Consider the following 23,625-nt stretch of genomic DNA (forward strand, 5'->3'; position numbering starts at 1 on the left):
GTTCATCTTTTCAGGGTCAAAACCTTTTTTTGCTACATTTGTATAACACGGGGCACAAAATGCCCTCGACCATAAAACGCGCTTATGTTGTGATCGGGGTTCAATAAATCACTAAACAAGGTATACTCCGGAGTTGTTTATTGTACTAAACGCTCCTGTGAGAGGATGCTACTGCGCACCTATGACTCAATTCGCTTCTCCAGTTCTGCATACGTTGCTGGATACCGACGCGTATAAACTGCATATGCAGCAAGCCGTTTTCCACCATTACTATGACGTTCACGTCGCGGCGGAATTCCGCTGTCGTGGTGACGACTTGCTCGGTATCTACGCAGACGCCATTCGTGAACAGGTCGATGCTATGCAGCATCTGACGCTGCAGGACGAGGAATATCAGTGGCTTTCTGGCCTGCCTTTCTTCAAAGCCGACTACCTGAACTGGCTGCGCGATTTCCGCTATAAGCCGGAGCAGGTCACCGTGCTTAACGATAACGGCAAGCTGGATATTCGCCTTGAAGGTCCGTGGCGGGAAGTGATCATGTGGGAAGTGCCGCTTCTGGCGGTGATCAGTGAACTGGCTCACCGCTACCGTTCGCCGGAAAAAGGCGTCGAGCAGGCGGTCGCCGCGCTGGAAAATAAACTCGCAGCCTTCTCCACGCTGACCGAAGGGCTGGACTTGTCCCGCTTCCGCCTGATGGACTTTGGCACGCGTCGCCGTTTCTCGCGTGACGTTCAGGAGGCCATCGTTAAACGTCTGCAGCGGGAGCCGTGGTTCGTGGGCACCAGTAACTACGATCTGGCACGCCGCCTCAGCCTGACGCCAATGGGCACCCAGGCACACGAGTGGTTCCAGGCGCATCAGCAGATCAGTCCCGATCTGGCTAATAGCCAGCGCGCGGCGCTGGCCGCATGGCTTGAGGAGTACCCGAATCAGCTCGGGATCGCCCTCACCGACTGTATTACGATGGATGCTTTCCTGCGCGACTTTGGTCCCGAGTTCGCTGAACGTTACCAGGGATTACGGCACGACTCCGGGGATCCGGTTGAATGGGGCGAGAAAGCCATTGCCCATTACGAAAAACTCGGCATTGACCCGATGAGCAAGGTGCTGGTCTTCTCGGATAATCTCGACCTGGCGAAAGCGGTCGACCTCTATCGTCATTTCAACACCCGTGTGAACCTGAGCTTCGGGATTGGTACCCGTCTGACCTGCGATATTCCTCAGGTAAAACCTCTGAATATCGTCATCAAACTGGTGGAATGTAACGGCAAGCCGGTGGCGAAACTCTCCGACAGCCCGGGTAAAACCATCTGCCATGACAAAGCGTTTGTCCGCGCGTTGCGCAAAGCGTTCGACCTCCCCTTGATCAAAAAAGCCAGTTAAGCGCTTACGGGAGCCTTTATGGCTCCCTTCTTATTATTTATTTCTCAATTCTTCTCTTTTGACTGCGAAATTTACTTGTCTGATAGCGGATGGCAGGTAACATAGATATCCCCCCATAAGGGTGGACAAGTGTTTATTTTTTCCGACTATTAACAGAGAGAATATTATGAGCGTTGTGCCTGTAGCCGACGTACTCCAGGGCCGTGTCGCCGTTGACCAGGAAGTCACCGTGCGCGGATGGGTGCGTACCCGCCGAGATTCTAAAGCTGGCATCTCCTTCCTCGCCGTCTATGACGGTTCCTGCTTTGATCCTGTACAGGCCGTCATTAATAATTCTCTGCCCAATTACAATGATGACGTTCTGCGACTGACAACGGGTTGCTCCGTCATTGTTACCGGCGTGGTTGTGGCTTCACCGGGTCAGGGCCAGAGCTTCGAAATTCAGGCCACTGCGATTGAAGTCACCGGCTGGGTTGAAGATCCGGATACCTATCCGATGGCGGCAAAACGCCACAGCATCGAATATCTGCGTGAAGTCGCCCACCTGCGTCCGCGTACCAACCTGATTGGTGCGGTGGCGCGCGTGCGTCATACGCTGGCGCAGGCGCTGCATCGTTTCTTCGATGAGCAGGGTTACTTCTGGGTGTCTACCCCGCTGATCACCGCGTCCGATACGGAAGGTGCCGGTGAGATGTTCCGCGTTTCGACGCTGGACATGGAAAACCTGCCGCGCACGCCTGAAGGTAAAGTGGACTATGACAAAGACTTCTTTGGTAAAGAAGCCTTCCTGACGGTATCTGGTCAGCTCAACGGCGAAACGTACGCCTGTGCGCTGTCAAAGATCTACACCTTTGGCCCAACCTTCCGCGCCGAAAACTCCAACACCAGTCGTCACCTGGCGGAATTCTGGATGCTGGAGCCTGAAGTGGCGTTCGCCAACCTCGACGATGTCGCTGGCCTGGCAGAAGCCATGCTGAAGTATGTCTTCAAAGCGGTGCTGGAAGAGCGTCCTGACGACATGAAATTCTTCGCAGAACGCGTAGACAGCGATGCTGTAGCGCGTCTGGAGCGTTTCGTCTCTGCCGACTTTGCGCAGGTGGACTATACGGACGCGGTGGCGATCCTCGAGAAATGCGGTGAGACGTTCGAGAACCCGGTTTACTGGGGCGTTGACCTGGCGTCTGAGCACGAACGCTATCTGGCCGAGAAACATTTCAAAGCGCCGGTTGTCGTTAAAAACTACCCGAAAGACATTAAGGCCTTCTATATGCGCCTTAACGAAGACGGTAAAACCGTGGCAGCGATGGACGTACTGGCGCCGGGCATTGGTGAAATCATCGGTGGCTCTCAGCGTGAAGAACGTCTTGACGTGCTGGACGCGCGTATGGAAGAGATGGGCCTCAACCCCGCTGACTACAGCTGGTATCGCGATCTGCGCCGTTACGGTACCGTTCCGCACGCCGGTTTTGGTCTGGGCTTCGAGCGTCTGATTGCCTACGTTACCGGTGTTCAGAACGTACGCGACGTGATCCCGTTCCCACGTACTCCACGTAACGCCAGTTTCTAATCGGTATAAGACTGAAATGGCCAGCAGATGCTGGCCATTATTTTATTCTGTATTGTCAGTTTTCGTCAGCGCAAAGTCAGCGTCTTTAAACCTTCCCCCCGTCACAACCACTACCTGTTACGTTTTGTTTCCGCGAAATATCCAGCCACAAAAAATAAACCCCATTCTTATTGCGATTATTACACCCTCAAGCGATAGCACAAATTTCGACCAATCTTACAGCCATCCGGAAGGCCTTTTGCAGTCATAAGAAAAAACGAGCCGTTTAAGGTCTGTTTATACGAATCGCCTTTATCTCAATTAATCATAAGGAATTCATATATATAGGATAGCCATTGCTGTTTAATTCGCCAGGAAGTTCTGAAGTTTGAGATGGTTCACAAAGTTCCCAAAAATACATATTTAGTTACACATATTTTCTTTCGGTTACTTAATCTTGAGAATTGTAGCACTTTCAGGCTAGCGAAACGCTTCGCCGAATGGAAAGATGCCTGTCAGATACATAAAGACACCAAACTCTCATCAATAGTTCCGGAAATATTTATTGACAGAATTTATTGACGGCAGTGGCGAGTGTCATAAAAAAACCAATGAGGGTAATAAATAATGATGAAGCGCAATATTCTGGCAGTGGTAATCCCTGCCCTGCTGGTAGCCGGTGCAGCTAACGCTGCAGAAATCTATAACAAGAACGGCAACAAACTGGACTTCTACGGTAAAGTTGTGGGCGAACACGGCTTCACCACTTCTGGCGTACACAAAAACGCTGACTCCTCTTACGGCCAGATCGGCTTCAAAGGCGAAACTCAGATCAACGACCAGCTGACCGGTTACGGTCAGTGGGAATACCGTGCACGCGCCGGTGCAGCTGAAGGTGATCAGACTAACGTAACTCGTCTGGCTTTCGCTGGCCTGAAAATCGCTGACGCGGGTTCTCTGGACTACGGTCGTAACTACGGTATCGTTTACGACGTTGAATCCTACACCGATATGGCTCCGTCCTTCTCTGGCGAAACCTGGGGTGGCGGCTATGTTGATAACTACATGACCAGCCGTTCTACTGGCCTGCTGACCTACCGTAACAACAACTTCTTCGGTCTGGTTGATGGTCTGAACTTTGGCGTTCAGTACCAGGGTAAAAACGATCGTAAAAACCTGAATGAAGCAAACGGCGACGGTGTTGGCCTGTCCCTGGGTTACGAGTTCGGTGAAGGCTTCGGTCTGATCGGTGCCTACAGTACCGCTAACCGTACGCTTGAGCAGAAAAAAGATGGTAAAGGCGATAAAGCTGAATCCTGGGCTGTTGGCGCGAAATACGACGCGAACAACATCTACCTGGCGACCGTTTATGCAGAGACTCGCAACATGAGCCGCCTGGGTAACAGCGGCGAAAACTATGTTCCGAATGATGATGGTAATGTTTATAACATTGCTAACAAGACCCAGAACTTTGAAGTTATCGCTCAGTACCAGTTCGACTTCGGCCTGCGTCCTTCCGTTTCTTACGTTCAGTCCAAAGGTAAAGACCTGAACGGCATCGGCGACCGTGACCTGGCGAAATACATCACCACTGGTGCGACTTACTACTTCAACAAGAACTTCAACGTGTACGGTGACTACCGCTTCAACCTGCTGGACGACAAAGATGCGTCCACCAGCTGGGTTGGCTCTGACAACCAGGCTACCGTTGGCGTAACCTACCAGTTCTAATCAGTACACCACTTTGTTATATGCTTAATGAACAGGGCTTCGGCCCTGTTTTTTTATGCGTGACAGAAAATAATGGCGACTTTTGAAAAGCCGCACGCTTTTCGTCGCAAACGGTTGGCATTTTGTAAATCTACCGTTAACCTGATAGCGGATTTCACTTCTGTAATCACAATGGAACTTCGTCATGTTTGAGAACATTACCGCCGCTCCTGCCGACCCTATTCTGGGCCTGGCCGATCTGTTTCGTGCCGACGACCGCCCTGGCAAAATCAACCTGGGTATTGGTGTATATAAAGATGAAACCGGCAAAACTCCGGTACTGACCAGCGTTAAGAAAGCTGAGCAGTATCTGCTGGAAAACGAAACCACCAAAAACTACCTCGGTATTGATGGTATCCCTGAGTTTGGTCGCTGCACCCAGGAGCTGCTGTTCGGTAAAGGCAGCGCAATTGTGAGTGACAAACGTGCCCGTACAGCACAGACCCCAGGCGGTACCGGTGCGCTGCGCGTAGCGGCGGATTTCCTTGCGAAAAACACCTCTGTTAAGCGCGTATGGGTGAGCAACCCAAGCTGGCCGAACCACAAGAGCGTGTTTAACTCTGCGGGTCTGGAAGTGCGTGAATATGCATACTACGACGCGGTAAACCACTCTCTCGACTTTGACGGCCTGCTGGCGAGCCTGAGCGAAGCGCAGGCAGGTGACGTGGTTCTGTTCCACGGCTGCTGCCACAACCCAACCGGTATCGATCCGACGCTTGAGCAGTGGCAACACCTGGCGAAGCTGTCCGTTGAAAAAGGCTGGCTGCCGCTGTTTGACTTTGCCTACCAGGGCTTTGCCCGTGGTCTGGAAGAAGATGCCGAAGGCCTGCGTGCGTTCGCAGCCGTTCACCAGGAGCTGATTGTCGCAAGCTCGTATTCCAAGAACTTCGGTCTGTACAATGAGCGCGTGGGTGCCTGTACGCTGGTTGCCGCTAACGAAGAGACCGTCGATCGTGCGTTCAGCCAGATGAAATCGGTTATCCGCGCTAACTACTCTAACCCACCGGCACACGGTGCGTCTGTTGTTGCCACTATCCTGAGCAACGATGCGCTGCGCGCTATCTGGGAACAAGAGCTGAACGATATGCGTCAACGTATTCAGCGCATGCGCCTGCTGTTTGTGAACACACTGGCTGAGAAAGGCGCGGACCGCGACTTCAGCTTTATTATCAAACAGAACGGCATGTTCTCGTTCAGCGGCCTGACCAAAGAGCAGGTTCTGCGTCTGCGTGAAGAGTTTGGCGTGTACGCCGTGGCTTCTGGCCGCGTGAACGTTGCTGGCATGACGCCTGACAACATGGCGCCACTGTGCGAAGCGATTGTCGCCGTACTGTAATTTGCGTCCATAAAAAAGCCTGCGTTGTGCAGGCTTTTTTTTATTCTGGTTACCAGACAGGCATCTCATCCTGAAGGAACGGATTATGGAGACGTTCGTAGCCCAGCGTCGACATCGGACCGTGTCCAGGGATAAACGTAACGTCATCACCCAGCGGCAATAACTTTTGTTTAATCGACTGGATCAGCTGCCCGTGATCGCCGCGCGGAAAATCGCTGCGTCCTACGCCACCTTTGAAGATCACATCGCCGGAAATCAGCAGACGGGACTGGTCATCAAAGAAGACGATATGGCCTGGCGTATGCCCAGGACAATGCAACACCTGTAAAGTCACATTCCCTACGTTAACGCGCTCTCCCTCGTTAAGCCAGCGATCGGGCGTCAGGGGCTGACACTCATCAAGGCCAAACATGCGGCTTTGGGCGGGTAACCCCTGCAGCCAGAACTCATCTTCTTTTTCCGGGCCGATCACCGGCACACCGTAGTGTTCAGCCAGTTCAGCCGCAGCACCTACATGGTCAAGATGACCATGAGTGAGCAAAATCTGCATCAGCGTGACGCCGCTTGCTGCGACTTCCTGCTTGATTTTCTCAGCGTCACCGCCGGGATCGACAAGCGCGGCCAGTTTAGTCTGTTCGCACCAGATCAATGAACAATTCTGGGAGAACGCGGTAACCGGAATAATACGATAGTTCATACTGCTCCTGTGTTTCGTTATTACCAGTGCCGAACCGGACCGGTATCAATATGCACAAAGTTGCTGCTGGGGTAATATCCTACACCACCTGCGCGCATAGATAACGCGGCTTTGCGAATATTGGCTAACGAAACGCCTTCAATATGGAAATCCATTGCCTGTCCCTTCGTGTGATAGCTCTTTTTGGCTACCCCGCGGCTGTGGGCGCGCAGTTCATTATTGGTATCAATTGAACGATAGCCAGAAATGAGCTGAACCGGCCTGCTGGTGCCCAGCAGGCCCTGAAGGCGGAAAATCTGATCAAACAATCCTGGATCGATGGCTTTTATTTTATTCGCGCGGAAATCACGGAAAAAATGGTTAAGTCTTGCTAATTCATCCTGAATATAGCCTCTGCCATCGAAAAACTCCGCTTTTAGCGACTCACCGGTATGCAGGTTGTTGAGCGTTAAAACTCGCGGACGAGGTGTCGAGAGGGTGGCAAATGCTGGCGTCGGCAAGATGGCCGCTGCGCCAAGCGCAACACCACCTAACGCCAGCAGTTTGCGGCGATTAGCGTCAAATTTGTCCATGATAATCAGGTCTACAGGTAAAAGAAATCGTAATATGCTTAGCGCACGAAGGGCACCTTAACTGGCAAAACCAGGTACGTCAAGGCGCCCAACCCCAGTGAATACGCGGCTTATAGCGATATTGCCCCCTATTCACCCTAACTTACGACAATCATTTTTCCCGAACTGCTTCATTTACCTGATTAATTGTTCCGCTTTTGGCAAAATTTGTGCGCCGGATCGCGCGGTGAGATCATAATTGTAAATATCTGTACGATACTGGGTACGCCCATCCTCACCCACAAATGCCGTCAGATAGTAAAGATTGACCGGAATATTGTGGCGAATATTCACGTAACGCGTATCCCCCTGCTTCAGGACATCCGAGATACGCGTGTCGTTCCAGCCCGCATCCTGCAACAGCATATTGGCCAGCTCCGAGGCTTTGTTCACGCGCACGCAGCCAGAACTGAGCGCGCGCGTATCTTTCTGGAACAGGTTGTGGTTCGGCGTATCGTGCAGATAGATAGCTTCTGAACTCGGCATGTTGAATTTGTAGCGCCCTAAAGAGTTATGCGCTCCGGGAGCCTGTTGGAAGCGGAACGGCAGATTCGACGCGGTGATCGTCGACCAGTCGACCATATAAGGATCGATGGCCTCTTTACTGTTCCATCCACGCATCACCGTGTAGCCATGACGCTCCAGATAACCCGGATCGTTCCAGACCTTCGGCAGAATGTCTTTACGCGCCAGCGTCGGCGGCACGTTCCACGGCGGGTTAACCACCACGTTATTCAGCGCGCTGCTCATCATCGGTGTTTTACGATCCGGACGCCCGACAATCACGCGCGACGCCAGTACTTCGCTGCCGTTCTGGTAATAGACCAGGGAATACGCCGGGATGTTAACCATAATTCCGGTAGAGAGCGTTCCCGGCAGCAAGCGCAAACGCTGGATATTGAGCGCCAGCACCCCTGCCCGCTGCGCAGGCGATACGTTCAGCCAGTCGCGCGTCGTCTGGCCAATGACGCCATCGGCCCCCAGTCCCTGAGCGGCCTGGAACTGTTTAACGGCCGCAACCAGCTCGCGATCGTAAGCAGCGGGTTTGTTGCTCAGGGCAACGGCTTTCTTCTCTTTAACTGGCGCTGACGGGCTGACGGCGACGTTTTGTGGATCGTCACCCGGGAGAACAATCTTTGGCCCGCCGTCAAGAAGACCAGAACGCGTCAGGATCTCGCGCAGGGCAGGAACATCGCTGCTCCACTGTCCCGGACGCAGCGTCGCGGTGCCGCGCATCTGCGGCCATGGACGCGTGTCCCCCACCAGCGTGAGGAGCGACTGGTGCAGAGTGGCATAGTGTGGATGCGCCGGTGCCAGGCTGGCAATAAAGCGCGGCAGTTCGCCATTGTCCAGCGCGAGCTGCCACTGGTTAATCACCGACAGCGCCGGCGTCGCCAGCTTGTACGGCTTATCGCTGTACAGCCAGCGGTTGCCGTTGACCGGGATACCCGCCACGAACTGCAGGTAGCCCATCATGGCATCGGAAAGCACCACATCACGCGCCTGCCCGGTGACGGCAGGATCGGTTAACAGCTCAACCCACTTTGTAAACTGCGGCTGAAACCCTGCAATCGCAACCTCTGCCAGCTGCTGCTGGAAGGCACGCACGGCATCGCGATTTTCCCACATCGGTTTCATATCGCGGGCAGCATAGAGGAGCGTGAGCTGGTTGATATAGACAGGCGTGTAGCCTGACGGTAGCTCCGACTGCAGCTGCTGACTGAGCGATTCCGCGTCGATGCCTTCCGGCAGCGGTTTAATTCCGGCCATGATAGCCGTCGCCGGAGACTGCTCCAGCGGCTGGGACAACGACGTTGGCTGCGCGCCTGTCGTTGCCGAGCTGTCAGTCGGCACAATTTCAGGCTCGTCGGCCTGGGCGGTTAACAGCGGAGCAAACATCACTGCCAGGCATAAACTCAGCGCAGACAGCTGACGACCACATTCTTTCTTTAGCAACATCCCTTGCCCCCTGTTTTCACGACATGCCCATCACGCTGGGGCTTTCTTTCATTATAGGTAGACGGCTAAGCTGTTGCCTTACCTTATGTAAAGAAGTTTAAAGATAACGCAGCCCCAAGCACAAGTTAAGTTTAAAAAAAAAGCGGCGCCAGTGCGCCGCTTCGGGTCAGAAGACGCTTCAGGAAGCGTCCGCCGTGGTTTCCGTCAACGACTCCGGCGGCTGCGGCGCAAAGCCACGCAGCCCCACAACGTGAACGTGTTCGCTGTTCTGGAACACCTTACGCACCAGTTTGTAGGTGGTGCCCTTCTCGGGGCTGATGTTCTCCGGCGCCGCGATAATGAGCTGCATATCGAGACGTTCGCAAAGCTCGAACAGCGTGGCAATCGAGCGGGCATCAAGTCGCGCCGCCTCATCCAGGAACAGCAGTCGGCATGGCGAGATATCTTTGCCGCGCAGGCGGCGCGCTTCATCTTCCCAGCTCTGTACGACCATCACGAGAATTGACATGCCGGTACCGATCGCTTCACCGGTAGAGAGCGCCCCGGATTCCGCACGCAGCCAGCCGTCTGAGCCACGGTTTACCTCGACTTCCATTTCCAGATAGTTACGGTAGTCCAGCAGCTCTTCACCGATGGTTTGTGGCGTACGCTGGCCCATATCAATCTGCGGGTTCAGGCGCTGATACAGCTTCGCCAGCGCTTCGGAGAAGGTCAGACGGTTGCTGTTGAACAGATCCTGATGCTGCTCGTGCTGCTCTGAGAGCACTTCCAGCAGCGTCGCGTGGGCCTCACGCACGTTGACGTTGAGGCGCACGCTGTTCACCTGGCCAAACGACACGCTCTGCAGACCCTGGTTCAGCTGGCGGATACGGTTCTGCTCGCGCTGAATGGTTTTACGAATAATGTTCGCCACGCTGCGGGAGCTGATCGCCAGCTTCTGCTCGCGGGAGGTCAGTTCTTCCGTCAGACGGCCCAGCTCGATTTCCATCTGTTCGATGGCTTCGACCGGATCGTCGGTACGGATGATGTCCTGACGAATACGCTCGCGCAGGTGCTGGTAAACCGCCACGAAGAACTGAATTTTACGTTCCGGACGTTTCGGATCCTCCGACATGCGCAGCACGTCGCGCAGGTGTTCGTTATCCGCCACCGCCAGACGCAGCGCACCCAACGCCTTATCCGACATGGAGCGCAGCTCATCGGCAGAGAGATACGCCAGCTCGCGGCGGTGCAGACGACGCTCAACGTTATTGTCTTTCACCATGCGCATCACCGCGCACCAGCCCGCCTTGGCGGTCACGACCTGCTCGCGCATTTCGTGATAGTCGCGTTCCAGCTTGCGCAGGCGACGGGTCAGGTTATCCATTTCGGCTTCGCAGAAGGTCAGCGCTTTTTCCAGCTGATTACGACGCGCGCGGTTATTGCTGAGCTGCGAATGCAGCTCGTCACGACGAATACGCGCGCGCTCTTCTGCCCCGCTGTCGGCACGAACGCCGATGTCCTGAAGCTCTTTCTGCAGATCGTTTAACAGCTCTTTCTTGGTGTCGAAGGAGCTTTTCAGCGAGGCTAGCACCTGGTTGTACTGGTTCAGCTGAGCGGAATGGCTGCGCATTGCTTCGCGGGCGCGAGTACGTTCCGCCTCCGCCTGCTCAAGGCGCTGACGCAGTTTTTCGTTCAGATCGCTGTTACCGCTCAGCATTTCAGCCGAATCGGAGTAGCCAAAGTGGGCCCGACGCTGCACCACTTCCGTCAGGGCAAACGCCTGCTGACGCGCTTCGCGCTGCACCTGCTGCGACCAGGCATAATCTTCTTTTAACTGCTCGAACTGTTCCGGGTCGCTCTGCAGGACAGACACGACGGGCTCCAGCTTCGCCAGCTGATTGCCGTGCAGCTGAACGAAACGCGCGGCTTCCTGCGCTTCATCCAGACGCTCCTGGATCTCATCCACACGGTCAGCCAGCGTGTCATCCGCCAGCAGATTCAGGCGCGGCAGAATGCGGTTAAGGGCAGCGACGCCCTCTTTCGCCTGTTCAAACTGAACGCGACTCTGCTGGTTATCGCTTTCATGGCTTGCAATCGCACGTTCCAGCTCGCCACGGCGGGTATTGAGCTTGCGGATTTCGGCTTCCGGATCCGCGTCAAACGCTACGGCGAGATGGCTGCCGATAAAGCGGCTGAACGACTGGTGCAAACGCTGGGTTTTCTGCACGTCAAACGACAGGGTCGCAAAACGTTCAGACAGCGTTTCACGCTCGGCGTGCAGGCTCTCGATGCGGCTTTCGCGCGCGGCGCGGCCAAACAGCGGCAGCTCCGGGAAGCGGGAATAACGCCACTGGCGGTCGGCAATTTTCACCACCACCGCTTTTTCCAGCTCGTCGACGCTGAATACGCTGTCATCGAACGACTGCGGATCCCCTTCGATCAGGTAGAGATCTTCCGGGCAATCTTCCAGGCCGGCAAGCTGCTCAGAAATCAGCGACAGATCCGGGACCACAATCGCGTTGCGGGATGGACCGTACAGCGCGGAGAAGTACGGGGCATCATCGAGGCCAACGTCGTCATAAATCTCGGACAGCAGCACGCCGCCAAAACGCTCCGCTAGCGCATTCAGGCGTGGATCTTCTGACCCGCCCGGCTGGCTTAAGCGCTCAATTTCTTCATCGACGTCGCGCTTGCGGGCGCCCACTTCATCACGCTCAACGATGGCTTCACGTTCGCGCTCCAGCAGCTGCTGCAGGTATTCGGTCACTTCCTGACTGGATTCGAACTGCTCGCCGCACTGCTCGCTGAGCTGGTTCAGGCTGCTTTGAGCCGCCAGCCAGACCGGCGCACGCTCCAGGAGCGTCTTCGAACGGGACTGAATCTGCTCCAGCTCCTGACGCAGCGTCATACGCTGTTCGCTGGCGTTTGATACGGTATCGGACAGGGCCGCAATACGCGCTTCCAGCTCCTGATGCAGGGCCTCAAGCTCGTCGAAATCGTAATTTTTTCCCTGACGCTTACAGAATTCCGCCAGCAGACGCTCGGCTTCCTGCTGCTCGCGCAGGCGCTGCTCCAGCTCGTTCAGACGCATACGCAGCGGCTGAACCTGCTCGGCCAGATGGCGCTGGTTCACACCGTCGCGCAGCAGTTCACGGGCAACGTCCCAGGCTTCGTTACGCGCCAGCGGGCCGTTAATAGCGACTACCAGCTGATAAGCCTGCTCAAACTGGCTGTGCGCCGTTTGCGCGACGCTCATTTTCTGTTCAAGGGAGAGCAGTTTCTCGGTGGCTTCCTGCTCTTTGGCCTGGAAGGTATCCAGCCACTCGTCGGCGCTGTCCGGCGTCAGGTCAGGCAGATGGCACAGCTCTTTTGCACGCTGTAATGCCTGCAGTGCCTGGGTGTACTGAATCGCTCGCGTCTGCTGCACGTCGAGTGCCTGCTGGTAATCGGCAAGCTGGCTTTTCAGCTCATCCACTTCCAGCTCGGCCGCTTCGGCGCGGGCTTCGTTCTCTTCCTGCATGTCGGCGGCTTCAGCCACCACTTCATTTTGCTCTTCGAGACGAATCTGCAGCTCATCGAGGTCCGCTTCATAGCGCTCGATTTTTTCTTGCTGACGCAGCGCGGTCTGCACCAGGTTCAGGTGATCGCTGGCGGCCTGATAGTCGGCTTCCAGGTCGCCTTCAGCACCGTTGTGCTCACCCAGCTCGCGCGCCATTTCGACGTGCTTGTACTGCTCGGCCACCAGCTGTTTACGGGAGGTAAACAGCTCGCGACGGTATTCTAATGCCTGATCGAGATGCACGCGGCGCTCGTTGGCGTGGCGCATGTAGTCCGCCGCCACGTAGTTGGTGGCTTCGCTGATCAGGTGTTTAAACAGGTCGCGGTCAGACTGGGTAACGCGAATCGCTTCCAGCGTCATGCGGTTTTCGCGCAGCGCCGCTTCCATATCCTGGAAGGCCTTACGCACGCCGCTGTTTTCCGGCAGCAGGTAGTCGCGCAGGGAGCGGGTAATCGCGCTGGAGATACCGCCGTACAGAGACGCTTCGATCAGGCGGTAGTATTTGCTACGGTCTGATGCCGTGCGCAGACGACGCGCCACCACGCCCAGATCGAACATCAGCGAGTGGTAGTCGGTAATCGAGTTGAACTGCTTGAACTGCACGCCTTCGATGGCTTCAAGCTTGTCCTTCAGCTCCTGCAGCGTCAGCACGCGCGCCTGGCGTTCGTTCAGGGTTTCCGTCAGCAGCGCCGTCGGCTGCACGGAGGTCGGCAGCCCCTGGATCGCAAACGGCTTGATATCCACTTTACGGTCGCGACCGGCGACCTGCTGCAGGCGCACGCCCACCACAACGCGCTGATGACGGGAGTTAATGACGTCCAGAACCGAATAACAGACACCGGCCTTCAGCTTACCGTGCAGACCTTTATCACGGGAGCCGCTTGTGGCTCCCGCTTCGGTGGTGTTACGGAAGTGAAGCAGCGTCAGATCGGGGATCAGCGCCGTAACAAAGGCCGCCATGGTGGTGGATTTACCCGCACCGTTACCGCCGGAGAGCGTCGTGACCAGCTCATCCAGATCGAACGTTCGGGCAAAGAAGCCGTTCCAGTTAATCAGCGTCAGTGAGCGAAATTTACCGCGTTCAATCATTACTCTTCCTCCCCGCTATCCGGCAGATTCTCTTCATGCTCGTCATTGAGCTGCAAATGGTTTTCCACCGGCATCGCTTCACCGTCGCGGATCATGCGAAGCTGCGCTTCACGCGCGTCATCGCCCGCGCGCACGTCGGCGCCGAAGCGGAAGACAGATTCCGTAATGCGGAATTTGCTGCTGTCGTGGCCCATAAACCAGACCATCCCCAGACGACGCAGACGGTTCAGAGAAGAGCGAACCTTTTCCTGTAATTTCTGACGGTCAAGATCCGACCCCGTGGAGCGGTTGTTCACCAGCTTCAGCAGCTTGCTTTCATCTGCCAGCGTCAACAGCTCGTCGTAAAGTTCCTGCTGGGTGAAGATGCCTTCATTCGCCAGACGTTCCGGGCTGAGGTAGAGGTAGCAAAGAATTTTGCCGACCATCATATCCAGCTCGGAGAGCACGGAACGCGGAATAAGCGTTGTGGAGCGCGGGCGCAGGTAGAAAAACCCTTCCGGCGCGCGGATAAGTTCCACGTTATAGCGTGCGTAAAACTCTTCCAGGTACTCCTGGAAGTCCATCAAAAAGGCGTGATTATCCAGCTCGTCTAATCCAATGTGACGACCGGCACGCAGCTGGCTGTCCAGCGCCGGAAATAACGGATTCGCCAGCGCCTGTGCCAGCTTAACTGGCATCACTTGTTCAATATTTGTCAATGACATGCGCCTGTACCTTGGCTCCGTAATCGTTGATTGGCTGCCACTTCGGCGGCAGTCCGGTGAAATCTGCTTGCGCAACGCCCAGGCGCACCGCCTGGTCTACCACAATGCGGGCAATGTCGAAGTGGCGCGCGCGTGGATATTGCGCCAGATAGTCGCGCACCACGAGCCCAAGATCCAGCGGCACTTGTCTGGTTTTGTAGACAGCGAGCTGTTCTTCAATCATCGCCGCAAGCTGCTCGCGAATTTCGTTAAATTCTTCGTATTCCAGATCCGGCGGCAGTTCACCGGTCACCTCTTCATCGCGCAGCGCCATCTCTTCGTCGCGCATATCCAGCAGACGATCGGCATTGGCGTAGGTCAGCGCCCACGGCGCATCGAAATAGGTCTGCACCGACTGACGCAGACGCTGAGCAAAGACGCGGTTTTTATCCATATCAATCGCGGTACGGATAAATTTATGCACGTGTCGGTCATAGCCGATCCACAGGTCGATCGACTGCTGGCCCCAGCTGATAATGCGATCGAGTTTGCTCTGCAGATCGAACACCAGGCGGTCGACAAAATGCAGATCGTCGTGTGCCAGCGTCGCATCCTGGATACGCAGCAGGTTAGCCTGCAGCTTGTCTCCTGCGGCTTCCAGCGTATCCTGGAGCTCACGCAGCGTGCCGGAGGTTTCTGACAGCAGAAGTTCACAGCTGGAGATGGCCGCTCGCCAGTCTTTATTCAGCAGCTGGGCGATATCGTCTTTCACCTGCTGCTGCTGTTCGTCCATCAGGCGCTGGGTGAGATCGATACTGTCGAAAATCTCGGCCACCGAATATTTCAGCGGCGCGTAGACGTTACGGTGCCAGTGGAATTCGTCACCGTTTTCATCCGCCGCGTCGGCGGCGCGCTTAAGCTCACCCGCCACGATCGAGAGCTGCATGGAAAGACGCAGCGTAGAAAATTCACGCTGGCGAATATAGTAATCGGTGATGCCGATGCCCAGCGGCGTCAGGCGATAGATGGCGTTTCCTTCCGCCTGCTCGCTGGTAAAGCGGTTCAGCAGACGTTGACGCACCATATCGTTGATTGCGTTGTTGGCACGCACGCTAATGGTTTCGCTGGTTTGCTCAAACGCATCACTGACATGGCGGAACGCATCCACCAGTTCACCCTCGCTCATTTCACCGTCCAGCCGTTCGCCGTTCAGCGTGGCAACCGCCAGCAGGAAAGAGAGTCTGTCTACCGGCAGCGAGATGGAGAAATCGTTTTTCCTGGCCCAGGCAACCAGTTCGGGGACTGTCTGGGAAAATTCACTCATAGGTTATCCTTGCATCTGCGGCTTGTGCGCGGTGACGTGAATATAGCGGCCAAGGCTGATAAAAGGCTCCTGACGGCAATACCGCGTTTCTAATTCTGTTAAGGTGTCAAAACAGTCACGCTGTTTGTGTTTTTCACGCAGATAATCATGAAACACCCTGACGCCCGTCTTCCCGACGATCTGCCAGCCAATCGCTTCCAGCCAGCCATAAACCTGCTGTGGATCGCGCGGATAGTCCGGGGAAAGCGTGCGCTTTTTCTTTTTGGGCATCCCGACCTGCACATAGTCGAAGTTTCCTGCAACCATGTTGTGCATCAGGAAGCCGTTAGCATTGTAGAACATCAGCGACAGCGTGCCGCCCGGGCGCAACATAGACCACAGGGTTTGTAACACGCTTTGCGGATCGGCAACCCACTCCAGCACCGCATGAAACAATATCAGATCAACCTGTGTTTCCAAATGCTGTGCGATGTCCTGAGCGGCGCATTGTATAAAATGCATGTTGTCGCTCACACCTTTCTCTTCTGCAGCACGCGTCGCGCGGGCGACCATTTCAGCAGAAAGATCGCAAAGCGTGACGTGATGACCGCGCTCGGCCATTTTTATCGCCGTCTGCCCTTCACCGCCACCGGCGTCCAGCACGCGCAACGTTTGACCACCAAAGGTAGCCAGAATGGTGTCCAGATCCTGCCAGAGGATCGTCTGACGGAGCTGACCTTTCGTGGTGCCATAAATGTTGCGCGAAAACTTTTCCGCGATGTCATCAAAATTGCGATCCCGCATTGGGAGAGTTCCACTCGCTAACTGCAAAACCGCTATTTTGTCACACCCGCGCGGAGAATGAACCTCTCTGGTGTAATATCACGGGTAATCACCTGCTATATGGTCAAAAAAGGAACCAAAAAGGATGCTTTTTACCCTTAAGAAATACATTGGAGGGATGATGCTTCCCCTTCCGCTGCTGCTCATCATCATCGCGCTGGGGCTGGCGCTGGTGTGGCTCAGTCGCTTTCAGAAGAGTGGTAAAACGCTTATCACGCTCGGCTGGTTTGTCCTGCTGCTGTTGAGCCTGCAGCCGGTCGCGGATGGTCTGCTACGCCCCATCGAAAACAAATACCCAACATGGCAGGGAAATCAGAAAGTGGCGTACATCGTGGTGCTGGGCGGCGGATATACCTGGGATCCTGACTGGGCCCCCAGTTCAAACCTGATCAACAACAGCCTGCCGCGGCTAAACGAAGGCATTCGCCTCTGGCTGGCGAACCCGGGATCAAAAATGATCTTCACCGGCGCGGCGGCCAAAACGAACCCGGTGAGTACGGCTGAAGCGGGCGCCAGGGTCGCAGAATCACTCGGCGTGCCGCGTTCCTCGATTATCACCCTGGACAGCCCAAAAGACACCGAAGAAGAGGCTGCCGCAGTGAAGCAGGCAATTGGCGATGTCCCGTTCTTACTGGTGACCTCCGCCTCACACCTGCCCCGCGCGATGATTTTCTTCCAGAAGCAAGGCCTGCACCCGCTTCCCGCACCGGCAAACCAGATGGCCATCGACGCGCCGCTCAACCCGTGGGAACGGGCGATCCCATCCCCGGCCTGGCTGATGCATAGCGATCGCGTCGGTTATGAGACGCTCGGGCGCCTCTGGCAGTGGCTGAAAGGATCGTCAGGCGAGCCAGGGCAGGAGTGATTTTGTTGCCAGATCGAAATTTGCGCGATTAAAACGTCCGGTGTTAACCAACTGCGCGACTTCGTCCCAGAGCAGGTAAAGCCAGCGCCGCCAGAGAAACGCTTCTGCAACGGGTGCGCGTTGAAGGTAGTGCCACAGTAGACCTTCCGCCGCCCCGCTGTCGCTGAGCCTGAACAGCTCGTATTCGCGCGGAGCCCAGAGCATGATCCCCGGCCCAAGCATCGCCAGAAGCTGATCGCTGCGGGAGTCCTTGAGCATGCTGCGCAGGGTGAAATTACCGTGAATCAGCACGCAGTTGTCATTAAAACCGTCGAATAGCGCCGGTAAGCACTCGCGGGTGCGAAACAGAATACGTTTGTCCTGCATGGTTAAACCGGTATTGCTGAACTGGTTAAGCGTTCCCCACAGCACTTCCACCCGCTGGCGATACCACAGCGGCCACAGGTTTTCCTGAGTGCTGTCGACCGGACCGACAAGCCCGCGGCTATCCTGACGGTGCCAGGCCAGTAGCGCCTCGACAATCTGGTCTTTTAACTGCTCCCAGCGTTCCGGCGTGCGCGCGGGCGCTTCAACGGGCACGCCGCGTAAACGCTCAATCAGCAGCACGTCCGGGCCGGGGTGTTCCTCGTGGGTCATCACGCCGTACACCGTCGGCATACGGACGGTTCCCTCCCGCGCCAGCATCGACATTTTCCATGCCAGCTGCCTGGCAACGCCCGGCGAGGTGAAACTTCTGGCCATCAGCGGCATTGGGTTGCCCTGACTGTCATACAACGACCAAAGCGCGGTATCGGCCTTTTCACTCACGCATTCGACCCGGCTTAATTTCTCACCCAGCAGATGGCTAAGTTCGGCACGCAGCTGTTCCATATGAGATTACCCCCATTAAGACTACTGCTTTTATAATGAGCGTCCTGAAGGGAGATGTCACCCGGAAGAGAACAATTAGGAAAAAGAAAGAGGAATTATCGAGGGAGAGAACATCCCTCCGACAGGAGGGATGCAGGCAGTATTAGCGCAACTCGGCGCGAACGCGCTCAAGATCTTCCGGCGTATCAACGCCCGTTCCAGGCACTTCGCTGGCAACGGCAACGTGAATTTTTTCGCCGTACCAGAGCACGCGAAGCTGCTCCAGCATTTCGATCTGCTCCAGCGGACTCGGCGCCCAGGTAACATATCGACGAATAAAACCGGCGCGATAGCCGTAGATCCCGATATGACGCAGGAAAGTATCACCGATCGTCTCTTTAGAGAGCGCAAAGCGATCGCGATCCCACGGGATCGTGGCGCGGGAGAAATAGAGCGCATAGCCTTCGGCATCCATGACCACCTTCACCGCATTGGGATTGAATGCCTCTTCAGCGTGGTGAATGGGCACCGCGAGCGTCGCCATACCGACCTGACGCTGAGCCAGGTTTTCTGCCACCTGACGGATAATCACCGCCGGGATCATCGGCTCGTCACCCTGCACGTTCACGATGACCGTATCATCACCGAAGCCACATTTTTCAACCACTTCCGCCAGACGCTCGGTGCCGGACTGGTGATCGGAGCGGGTCATGCATACCTCACCGCCTGCCGCCTCAACCGCACGGGCGACGTCAGGATGATCGGTAGCAACAATCACGCGATCGGCACCGGATTCACGCGCACGCTCAAGGACATGCACAATCATCGGCTTGCCGTTGATATCCACCAGCGGTTTACCCGGCAGACGCGTTGAGGCATAACGCGCAGGAATAATGACAACAAAACTCATGGTTTGCTCTCTTCTGCCACCAGGGAACGAGCTTCATTTTCCAGCAGTACCGGAATGCCGTCACGCAGCGGGAAAGCCAGGCTGTCCAGCTTGCAAATCAGCTCCTGTTTGTCCTGGCTGTAGTAGAGTTTGCCGTTGCATACCGGGCAGGCAATAATTTCAAGTAAACGGTGATCCATAGTTCCTCCGTATGGGTAATCGCTAAAGCTTAACACATTCCCTTTTCAGGGAGTGCCTGTTTCCCAGCCACTTCGACAGGATGTAAACAGTCCGTCGGGCACCCGGCCCAGCGTCACGTCGCGGGCACCCTGCCAGCGCGCGAATTCGCTAATGGCGAACGTTAACCCTTTTTCCAGGCTCGCCGTCACCCTGACGCCCTCTTCCAGATAAAGCGCAATGATTTCAAGCGTGCCGGTCTTGCGGTGCATTTTGGCGTCCATACGCCCGACCAGTTGCCCCTTATGCAGCAGCGGGAGAACAAAGTAACCATACTGGCGCTTTGGCGCTGGGGTATAACATTCCAGCCGGTAGCTAAAATCGAACAGCTGCTCGGCGCGTTTTCTGTCCCAGACGACCGGGTCGAAAGGCGACAACACCGCACTGTGGGTTGCCTGAAGTTTCCCCTCCAGGGCCAGAGGAAGTAGCGGGAGGAGATCCGCATGCAGCCACATTTCGCCCAGCGTTTCCACCGTGACGGGGATGACGCGCTGTTCGCGTTGCCAGATGTCCAGCAGCGGTATCAGCGCGGGCTGGCGAAGGCGGTAATAGTCTGCCAGCCATTGCGTGCGGAAAATCCCCAGGCTGCGGGCGCTGTTTTCGAGCATGATGGCCTCGGCCACCTCCTTGGTAAGCAGGTCACGCTCGTCGTCCCAGTGCGGCATCACGCGATGCGTCAGGTCGTACACGCGCTGAAAATTACGCCGCTCAATCACCATGACTTTGCCAGAGGTAAACAGCCCTTCGAGATGACGCTTATGCGGCTTCCACTCCCACCAGCCGCTGGTGCCTTTGCGCGGGTGTTCAAAATCGGCGGAGCGTACGGGACCGTTATCCTGAATATGCGCGATTAGCTGCTCAATTTCGGCCGCATGTTCCAGCATCCACGCCTGACGGTATTTCCAGCCCATCTTTTCCGGAGCAAGCATACGGTGGCGAACCAGGGCAAAATCGCTGCGGGGCAGGAAGCAGGCTTCGTGCGCCCAGTACTCCATTAACTCTCCCTTGCTGAGCGCCTCATCCAGCCACTGCGAAGGATAATTCCCCAGGCGGCTAAACAGCACCAGGTAAGGGCTACGGGCCACGATGTTAATGGTGTCGATTTGAAGCAGCGACATGCGCTGGACGGTAGAGAGAATATCGGCAGGCTGCGCGCGGCGGCGGGGCTTTTTAAGCAGCCCCTGCGCGGCAAGGTGTAAATGACGTGCGGCTGAAAGCGAGAGTTGCGGTAAAGACATGCGTTATCCTGTCAGTCAAAGCGCCACCAGAACCGCGTAAGCGTTTATTTCACCAACGCAATCAGTTCCTTGAGCAAACGTTCCGGCTGCTCCCCGCTGAGTTCAGCGTCAACCGGCAGATACCACCAGTTATCTTTCGCAAAGGCACGGCATTTCACCGCATCTTTTTCGGTCATGATCAGAGACTGCCCGGGTACGGTCAGGGCGTCTACCTGCCCTTCCACCAGCGCCTGGTGGTCGGCCAGCGGAACGCGTTTTTCCAGTCGGGCACCACACTGTTCCAGCGTCGCGAAGAAGCGCGGCGGATGGCCAATCCCCGCCATCGCCACCGGTGAAGGCAGCTCAGCAACCGACAGGCGTTCCCCCGTCACCAGGTTGACCGCCAGACCTGGCTGCAGGTACATCGGGATTTCACCCGCTTTTGCCTCACCGCCGTTCACAATCACCGCATCAACGGACTTAAGGCGCGAAGCGCGTTCGCGCATGGGCCCGGCCGGCAGCCACCAGCCGTTACCGAAGCGGCGAACCCCGTCGATGACCACAATCTCTTTATCACGCGCCAGGGCGTAATGCTGCAGGCCATCGTCAGTGATAATAATTTGTACCGCGTGTTCGGCAAGCAGTGCCTGAACGGCGTCGCTGCGCACCGGGGAGACCGCAACCGGCGCGCCGGTACGCTGGAAAATCAATACCGGCTCATCACCCGCTTCGGCGGTCGTGGTTTCCGCCGTCAGCAGCAGCGGATAACGCGCCGCTTTACCACCATATCCGCGCGATACCACCCCCGGGCGGATACCGCGTTTTTGCAATTGCTCCACCAGCCAGATCACCACCGGCGTTTTACCGTTGCCGCCCGCCGTAAGATTACCGACCACCACCACCGGAACCGGCGCGCGCCAGGCACGCTTCAGCCCGAGACGGTAAAGCAGACGAATTGTGCCGCTCACCAGGCCGTAAAGCCAGGAGAGCGGCAAAAGCAGCAGCCACAGCGGGGATTCACCGGACCAGATGCGTGCAATCATTGTTGGCCAAACTGCATCTTATGAAGCTGGGCGTAAACGCCGCGGTGTTCCAGCAAATCAGCATGGCTTCCGCGTTCAACAATGATACCGTCCTCAACCACGACGATTTCGTCAGCCTGCTCGATAGTCGACAGACGGTGAGCAATCACCAGCGAGGTACGGTTCTTTTGCAGCTCATCCAGCGCAGACTGAATAGCGCGTTCAGATTCCGTATCCAGCGCGGAGGTCGCTTCGTCCAGAATCAGAATTGGGCTATCGCGCAGCAGCGCACGCGCAATGGCGATACGCTGACGCTGACCGCCGGAGAGCAGCACCCCGTTCTCACCGATTATCGTATCCAGACCGTTATCCATCTTGTTGATAAAGTCCATTGCGTAGGCCATACGCGCGGCATTCTCAATCTGCTCACGGCTGTATTCATCCGTGCGCGCATACGCAATGTTGTTTGCCACAGTATCGTTGAACAGGTGCACGTTCTGGGAAACCAGCGCCACCTGGTTACGCAGCGACTGCAGGGTATACTCCCGCAGATCATGACCGTCCAGGAGGATCTCACCTTCGTTAATATCGTAGAAACGGGTGATCAGGCTGGCAATGGTCGATTTACCCGAGCCGGAACGGCCTACCAGCGCCACGGTTTTACCCGCCGGAATGGACAGGTTGATATTACGCAGCGCCGGCGTTTCACGTCCAGGATAGGCGAAAGTGACATTGCGGAATTCAACGTCACCACGGGCGCGCTCAATCTCGCGAGTACCTTCATCTTTTTCCTGTTCGGAATCCAGAATACTGAACAGCGTCTGACAGGCGGCCATCCCGCGCTGGAACTGGGCGTTCACGTTCGTCAGGGATTTCAGCGGACGCATCAGGGCGATCATAGAGGAGAAGACCACGGTGATAGTACCCGCCGTCAGCGTCTCCATGACGCTCGGGAAGCTTGCTGCATAGAGGACGAATGCCAGCGCCAGGGAGGCAATCAGCTGAATAATCGGGTCAGAGATGGAAGAGGCGGAGACCATTTTCATCCCCTGAAGACGCATTTTGTTACTGACTTTATCAAAGCGTTTGGTTTCGACGTCCTGACCGCCAAAAATCAGAACTTCTTTATGCCCTTTCAGCATCTGTTCCGCGCTGGTCGTCACCTGCCCCATCGTGTTCTGCATATTCTTACTGATATTGCGGAAGCGCTTTGAGACGACGCGGATAGCAATAGAAACTATCGGTGCCAGAACGATAAGGATGATCGACAGCTGCCAGCTGTAATAGAACATCATCGCGAACAGGCCGATGATTGACGCGCCCTCACGCACAACGGTGATCAGCGCGCTTGAGGACGAGGAGGCAACCTGCTCGGAGTCGTAGGTAATACGGGACAGCAGCGTCCCGGTAGACTGCTTGTCAAAGAACGAGACCGGCATGCCCATCATGTGGCTGAACAGGCGACGGCGCATAGTCATCACCACTTTCCCTGATACCCAGGAAATACAGTAGCTGGATATATAGCTGGTGATGCCGCGTAAGATCATCAGTCCGATAACCACCAGAGGCATCCATAGCAACACTGAGCGATCCGTTTTACCAAAACCGTCGTCCAGTAACGGTTTGAGAAGCGATAGCATAAAAGTATCGCTGGCTGCGTTGAGGATTAACGCTACTCCCGCCACGATCAGGCCTGCTTTAAAGGGCGCAATCATCGGCCAGAGTCGGCGGAAGGTTTGCCACGTGGAGAGATCTTTGTCGTTATGCATTCAAAAAACCAGCAT

Annotated in this window: 18 protein-coding genes; 5 read left to right on the plus strand and 13 right to left on the minus strand. The window is 55.9% G+C overall.

Features of this window, described 5'->3' with window-relative positions:
• Positions 1-181 precede the first annotated feature (181 nt).
• The 4 genes from pncB to aspC all read left to right on the plus strand — a co-directional run bounded on the left by pncB (position 182) and on the right by aspC (position 6,036).
• Positions 182-1,384, plus strand: coding sequence for a nicotinate phosphoribosyltransferase (pncB, locus tag M2422_RS06870; RefSeq protein WP_064672225.1), 1,203 nt, complete (start codon positions 182-184; stop codon positions 1,382-1,384).
• Between the two features lie 166 nt (positions 1,385-1,550).
• Complete coding sequence (gene asnS / locus M2422_RS06875) at positions 1,551-2,951, plus strand: asparagine--tRNA ligase (RefSeq protein ID WP_033145107.1); 1,401 nt, start codon at positions 1,551-1,553, stop codon at positions 2,949-2,951.
• Between the two features lie 606 nt (positions 2,952-3,557).
• Positions 3,558-4,661 carry a porin gene (locus tag M2422_RS06880; protein ID WP_047651295.1) on the plus strand — a complete coding sequence of 368 codons (1,104 nt, stop codon included), beginning with the start codon at positions 3,558-3,560 and terminating at the stop codon, positions 4,659-4,661.
• A gap of 184 nt (positions 4,662-4,845) precedes the next feature.
• The gene (aspC, locus tag M2422_RS06885) at positions 4,846-6,036 is read left to right on the plus strand and encodes an aspartate transaminase (protein WP_064672224.1); all 1,191 of its coding nucleotides are present in this window, start codon (positions 4,846-4,848) and stop codon (positions 6,034-6,036) included.
• A 49-nt stretch (positions 6,037-6,085) separates the two neighbouring features.
• Here aspC and M2422_RS06890 read toward each other — a convergent pair whose 3' ends face one another.
• From M2422_RS06890 to cmoM, 7 genes are all read right to left on the minus strand, one after another.
• The gene (locus M2422_RS06890) at positions 6,086-6,733 is read right to left on the minus strand and encodes an MBL fold metallo-hydrolase (protein WP_023311009.1); all 648 of its coding nucleotides are present in this window, start codon (positions 6,731-6,733) and stop codon (positions 6,086-6,088) included.
• A gap of 20 nt (positions 6,734-6,753) precedes the next feature.
• Positions 6,754-7,305, minus strand: a complete 552-nt coding sequence (locus tag M2422_RS06895) for a YcbK family protein (protein ID WP_033145104.1) — start codon at positions 7,303-7,305, stop codon at positions 6,754-6,756.
• A gap of 174 nt (positions 7,306-7,479) precedes the next feature.
• Positions 7,480-9,303 (minus strand): L,D-transpeptidase, encoded by a 1,824-nt coding sequence (gene ldtD, locus M2422_RS06900; RefSeq protein WP_064672223.1) that lies wholly within the window; start codon positions 9,301-9,303, stop codon positions 7,480-7,482.
• Between the two features lie 178 nt (positions 9,304-9,481).
• A complete protein-coding gene (mukB, locus tag M2422_RS06905; RefSeq protein ID WP_064672222.1) occupies positions 9,482-13,933 on the minus strand; it encodes a chromosome partition protein MukB in 4,452 nt (1,483 codons plus the stop codon).
• The gene (gene mukE / locus M2422_RS06910; protein WP_008499954.1) at positions 13,933-14,637 is read right to left on the minus strand and encodes a chromosome partition protein MukE; all 705 of its coding nucleotides are present in this window, start codon (positions 14,635-14,637) and stop codon (positions 13,933-13,935) included. Before mukE ends, mukB begins: the two co-directional genes overlap by 1 nt.
• Positions 14,618-15,940, minus strand: coding sequence for a chromosome partition protein MukF (gene mukF / locus M2422_RS06915; protein ID WP_033145101.1), 1,323 nt, complete (start codon positions 15,938-15,940; stop codon positions 14,618-14,620). Before mukF ends, mukE begins: the two co-directional genes overlap by 20 nt.
• A 3-nt stretch (positions 15,941-15,943) precedes the next feature.
• Positions 15,944-16,723, minus strand: coding sequence for a tRNA uridine 5-oxyacetic acid(34) methyltransferase CmoM (cmoM, locus tag M2422_RS06920; protein WP_023311004.1), 780 nt, complete (start codon positions 16,721-16,723; stop codon positions 15,944-15,946).
• A 124-nt stretch (positions 16,724-16,847) separates the two neighbouring features.
• Here cmoM and elyC point away from each other — a divergent pair, with 124 nt between their 5' ends.
• Complete coding sequence (gene elyC / locus M2422_RS06925; RefSeq protein WP_064672221.1) at positions 16,848-17,627, plus strand: envelope biogenesis factor ElyC; 780 nt, start codon at positions 16,848-16,850, stop codon at positions 17,625-17,627.
• On the opposite strand, the gene M2422_RS06930 is transcribed toward elyC, so the two are convergent.
• The 6 genes from M2422_RS06930 to msbA all read right to left on the minus strand — a co-directional run bounded on the left by M2422_RS06930 (position 17,604) and on the right by msbA (position 23,610).
• Positions 17,604-18,497, minus strand: a complete 894-nt coding sequence (locus tag M2422_RS06930; RefSeq protein WP_047651301.1) for a YcbJ family phosphotransferase — start codon at positions 18,495-18,497, stop codon at positions 17,604-17,606. The two genes, elyC and M2422_RS06930, sit on opposite strands and share 24 nt — an antisense overlap.
• Before the next feature lie 142 nt (positions 18,498-18,639).
• On the minus strand, positions 18,640-19,386 hold the full coding sequence (kdsB, locus tag M2422_RS06935) for a 3-deoxy-manno-octulosonate cytidylyltransferase (protein WP_064672220.1): 747 nt from the start codon (positions 19,384-19,386) through the stop codon (positions 18,640-18,642).
• The gene (ycaR, locus tag M2422_RS06940; RefSeq protein WP_006174474.1) at positions 19,383-19,565 is read right to left on the minus strand and encodes a protein YcaR; all 183 of its coding nucleotides are present in this window, start codon (positions 19,563-19,565) and stop codon (positions 19,383-19,385) included. Before ycaR ends, kdsB begins: the two co-directional genes overlap by 4 nt.
• 45 nt (positions 19,566-19,610) lie before the next feature.
• Entirely contained in the window at positions 19,611-20,840 is a 1,230-nt protein-coding gene (locus tag M2422_RS06945) for a winged helix-turn-helix domain-containing protein (RefSeq protein WP_064672219.1), read from the minus strand.
• Between the two features lie 44 nt (positions 20,841-20,884).
• Positions 20,885-21,862 carry a tetraacyldisaccharide 4'-kinase gene (gene lpxK, locus M2422_RS06950; RefSeq protein WP_064672218.1) on the minus strand — a complete coding sequence of 326 codons (978 nt, stop codon included), beginning with the start codon at positions 21,860-21,862 and terminating at the stop codon, positions 20,885-20,887.
• Complete coding sequence (msbA, locus tag M2422_RS06955) at positions 21,859-23,610, minus strand: lipid A ABC transporter ATP-binding protein/permease MsbA (RefSeq protein WP_064672217.1); 1,752 nt, start codon at positions 23,608-23,610, stop codon at positions 21,859-21,861. Before msbA ends, lpxK begins: the two co-directional genes overlap by 4 nt.
• Positions 23,611-23,625: the final 15 nt, after the last annotated feature.

Source organism: Enterobacter sp. SLBN-59, from assembly GCF_024807915.1.
Classification (GTDB): Bacteria; Pseudomonadota; Gammaproteobacteria; order Enterobacterales; family Enterobacteriaceae; genus Enterobacter; species Enterobacter asburiae_B.